The sequence below is a fragment of the Candidatus Margulisiibacteriota bacterium genome (genome assembly GCA_028715625.1).
Lineage (GTDB): Bacteria > Margulisbacteria > Riflemargulisbacteria > GWF2-35-9 > GWF2-35-9 > JAQURL01.
Genome location: JAQURL010000110.1, coordinates 1 through 4,545 on the forward strand (window position 1 = coordinate 1; position 4,545 = coordinate 4,545).

Annotated in this window: 3 protein-coding genes; all 3 read left to right on the forward strand. The window is 37.3% G+C overall.

Annotated elements, in window-relative coordinates; genetic code table 11:
• On the forward strand, nucleotides 1–1,178 hold a 1,178-nt coding region (locus PHV30_11870), incomplete at its 5' end, for a HAMP domain-containing sensor histidine kinase (protein ID MDD5457711.1).
• A complete protein-coding gene (locus tag PHV30_11875) occupies nucleotides 1,175–3,055 on the forward strand; it encodes an ATP-binding protein (GenBank protein MDD5457712.1) in 1,881 nt (626 codons plus the stop codon). The genes PHV30_11870 and PHV30_11875, both read left to right, overlap by 4 nt.
• A 106-nt stretch (nucleotides 3,056–3,161) precedes the next feature.
• Nucleotides 3,162–4,545 (forward strand): glycogen/starch/alpha-glucan phosphorylase (locus PHV30_11880; protein ID MDD5457713.1); only part of this gene is annotated, 1,384 nt, incomplete at its 3' end.

Consider the following 4,545-nt stretch of genomic DNA (forward strand, 5'->3'; position numbering starts at 1 on the left):
TATTTTTTAACCAGTTGATTTCATCCATTCAGTTCCATTACCAGCGCAGCAAGCTTTACAGTTCGTCTTTGGAGGAAATTATTAATGAGAGGACCAAGGAATTGCAACAGAGGTCCCAACAGTTGCAGGCCGAAACAATAAAATCTTTACTGATAATTGACAATATCGTGGAAGGGACGCTGGTAACAGACCTGGAAGGCAACATCATCCAGATGAATAATAATGCTAAAAAATTGTTGCATATCGAGGAACTGGATATAACCATAAATGCCAATATCAAGGAGAAGCTGCACATTGCCGGCCTTTGCGATACCTTGATGACTATAATTTATGATACCAGCAAGGATAAAAAAAATATTATTAAAGAAGTTTCCATACTGAATGACGGCGTGGAACAGGTATTACTCTTTAAGTCCACGTTGGTTCTGGATAAGAAATATCATTTTGACATGGTAGTCTGCCTGATCGAAGATATAACCAACAAAAAACTGTTAGACCAGTTTAAAAATGAGTTTTTTAACACAATTTCACATGACCTGAAAAATCCGTTGACCAGCGTTATAGGCTTTCTGGATATGGTTCTGCATGGCCCTGACAATACTGCTTTAAGCGAACGGCACCGCAAGCTGTTGAACTTCGCTTTTCACAGCAGCGAGGATCTGCAGAGAATGATCTCTGATTTGACAGATCTTGTCAGGTTGCAAACCAACAAAATTACCCTGAACAAAATTACTTTTCCCATTAAGGATTTTGTTTATGATCTTGAGGACTTTTTTTATCCCAAATTGGTAGAAAACAATATTGAATTATCCTATAAAGTTGAACCCGAAGATTTGCTTATGGTTGCTGATTATTATCGCTTGAAACAGGTATTTGCCAATCTTATCGGGAACGCAATAAAGTCCGGTAAAGGTATCAAAATAATCCTTACCGCAGAGACCACCGACAACCATATAATTTTTACAGTAGAAGATACAGGACCGGGAATACCCGCGGATAAACTGCCTTTTATTTTCGAGAAATTTACCCAGCTTAACACCTACCAGGACAAGTCCGAAGGCTTGGGCCTGGGCCTCTCTATTGTCAAAACCCTAATAAATCTGCATAATGGAACCATAAGCGTGAAAAGCGAATTGAATAAAGGAACAAAGTTTATAATACATTTGCCTAAGGCATGATCAATCTATTTACTTATTTATCCTTCACCAATATCTCTATTGGTCAACTGTATCAAACATTTATTATAGCTTTACTGGCTGTAATAATTCTTTTTTCCACCTATTTCAGCATTAACAGATTACCCGCCAGTGTACAGATCAAGGATGCGTTTTCTGTGCTGTATCTTGGATTCGTAACTATTATTTTTAATGCCGGGTTGTTTCTTGTTTTTCTATATTTAACAAAAAAAAGTTTTGGAACCAGTGTTATATGGTTCCCGGTTTTCAGCTTCATTGTTCATGTTCTGGATCTCGCAGCACAGGGTATTCTGGCCAGCGCTCTTATGGTCTCTGTGCAATCACATAAACATATTAAAAAATGGCAATTCACAATAGTTGTAGGGTATTTAACAATTATCGCCTTGATGCTGGCCCTTTATTTTATACCCCAGACCTCAAGATTTACTTATAAATTTTTGATGCAAACCAATTATTTGATACTTTTCAGCAACATATTATTTATCATCGTGGCTTTCTGGTTTTTTCGAAGTGGCAATTTCAAGCAGAATACATTTTTAAACCTGTCCATAATCAGTCTTGTTCTGGCAAATATTTATCACTCTATTACCATAATATATCCATTTACCATCAGGTATTTAATAATGTATAACATGCTGATTATTCTGGCTTATCTGGCCATAGAAGTTTTCATTTTTTATGAGATCATCAAGGAGCTCAGCAAGACTAAAACCGAAGTGGAAGGACTAAACAGTGAGCTGGAAGCCAAAATAAAGGACCGCACTCAGGAGCTCTTTAATAGCAACAAGGAACTTTTTCAGACCAACTATATGTTGCATCAGGAAAAAGAAAAACTCAATAATATTATAGAGAATCTGGAAGAAGGAATTATTGTAAGTAACGTCAGCAACAAGATACTGCTGATTAATTCCAGCGCAAAAAAATTACTGGATATCGATACTCATGTTGTGGGTGGCAATATCACCGAAATTTTGCCTGACTCCCAGTATATTCAGGAAATTAATAATATTATTTTAAAAAAAGTCAGGCTTATTACCAAAGAAATAAGTATTGTTCATAAAAACAATGAAAGGATATTCCTGCATGTCCGTTCATCCTTGTCTGCCGATTCCAAAGGCAACATAATCGGCATTATAACTTTGCTTAGAAATATAACCAAAGAAATGGAAATCGAGAATTTGAAATCAGGATTTTTAAAGACAATATCGCATGAGCTGAAAACACCGCTGACAAACATTATTGGGTTTACAGAGACGTTATTCTCGGAGAGACGCGGTAAACTCAATGAGGACCAGAAAAATTTTTCGGATATCATTTTGCAGGAAAGCTTGCATTTGAATAAGCTTATCAATGATTTACTGGAGTTTACCAAGCTGACTTCCAATAAAATTTCATTAACTTTTGAGGAAGTAAGCATAAAATCTGTAATTGCCGATATAGTGGATAGCTTCAGACCGCAGGCTAACGCCAAAAATGTCGAGATAATTTTTGATGACTCCGCAAACCTTCCTTCCATACAGGCAGACCGGGAGAAAATAAACAAGGCATTCCTGAATATTATCAGTAACGCCATGTATTATACGGATAAAGGCTATGTAAAAATTGAATTTTTCACAGAAAAAAACAAGATAGTTACAAAAATCAGCGATACAGGTATAGGTATTGCCAAGACCGACCAGGAGCGTATATTTGACAATTTTTTCCAGCTAAATGATGGAAAAGACGGCAAACGCAGCGGACTTGGCCTGGGGTTATCAATTGCCAAAGACATTATTAATCTGCATGACGGCAGGATCTGGGTAGAGAGTAACCCCGGAGAGGGCAGTATATTTTATGTGGAATTGCCTGTGGCCAGATAGTTAATTTAAGATTCTTTGTATTTTCTCAAACATTTCCAAAAAAACTGAAATTCTTTTATTTAATTAACGATATTTTATAAACAAACTTAAATTTTTAGATTAAATAATGATTAAAACTAAACTTATTTCCAACGTTCTTGCTCCTTGCACAGCCGATCTTAATTGTGCTGCAATAAACGCGCACCTGGTAAACACATTAGGATTAGGACTCAGCGGGATTAATTCCATAAAAGACGCCAACAGAAACCAACTTTTTATGGCCCTGTCATTAGCTGCTTTATATGACGCCATAATGCCTTCATGGCGAGCCACAAATGATGCTATAAGAAAAAATGACAGCAAGAAACTTTGTTATTTTTCTATGGAATTTCTTATGGGTAGAGTTCTGAGCAACAATTTAATTAATTTACAGGCAAGAGACAACCTGCTTCAAAGCTTAAAGGCTGTCGGTATTGATATAAACGCTATAGAGAATACTGAAAAAGACGCCGGATTAGGGAATGGTGGCTTGGGACGTCTGGCAGCCTGTTTTTTGGACTCTCTGGCAACCCTGAGGTTACCGGCCACAGGTTACGGGCTATTATATGAGCTGGGGTTTTTTAAGCAGCAGATTTGGGACGGTCACCAGGTGGAACTTCCTGATGAATGGATGGAAGTAAATAATTTCTGGGGTATAAAAAGAGAAGACGAAACCCGGATTGTGAAATTTTTTGGAAATGTGGAAAGAAAGCCCGGTTTGAACAAAAGGGACAAGAGTACGATAAAAGGCTATGAACATGTAAGCGCTATTCCCTTTGATATTCCAATCGTCGGCTTTGATTATAAGGGCAAATCTTTTATTGATACTTTAAGATTATTTAAGACTACACTTTTTAAGCCGAATGGTTTCAGCCTGATCCCTTATCAGGAAGGAGACTATGAAGCAGCCTACCGTAATATTATTAACACAGATTCCGCGGCCATAACCGCTGTTTTGTATCCGAATGACAGTCATTGGCAAGGCAAGGAACTTAGGTTAAAACAACAATTTTTTCTTGTATCGGCCGGGCTGCAGGATATAATTGTAAACTTTAAAAAGAACCATGATAATTTCGAGGATTTTCCCAAGAAGGTAGCCCTACAGATTAATGACACCCATCCCAGTTTAATAATTCCGGAGTTAATGAGGATATTGGTAGATGAAGAAGATATTCCCTGGGATAAAGCCTGGGAAATAACCCAAAAGACTGTAAATTATACAAATCATACAATTTTACCTGAAGCTCTTGAAAAATGGGATATAGACTTAATGAGGAAATTATTACCCAGGCAGGTAGAGATAATAGAGGAAATTAACGAATCGCACCTGTCTAAAATAAGAGTGGTTCCTTGTGATGTTGACCGCATAAAACGGTTGTCTATTATTGACGGAAAGGACGTTAATATGGCCAGATTGGCCATTGTTGGAAGTTCGAAGGTAAATGGTGTGTCGCAATTGCACGCTCGGAAAT

Coding starts and splice junctions, on each gene's coding strand:
- PHV30_11875 (MDD5457712.1), top strand. CDS start 1,175: ATGATCAATCTATTTACTTATTTATCCTTCACCAATATCTCTATTGGT.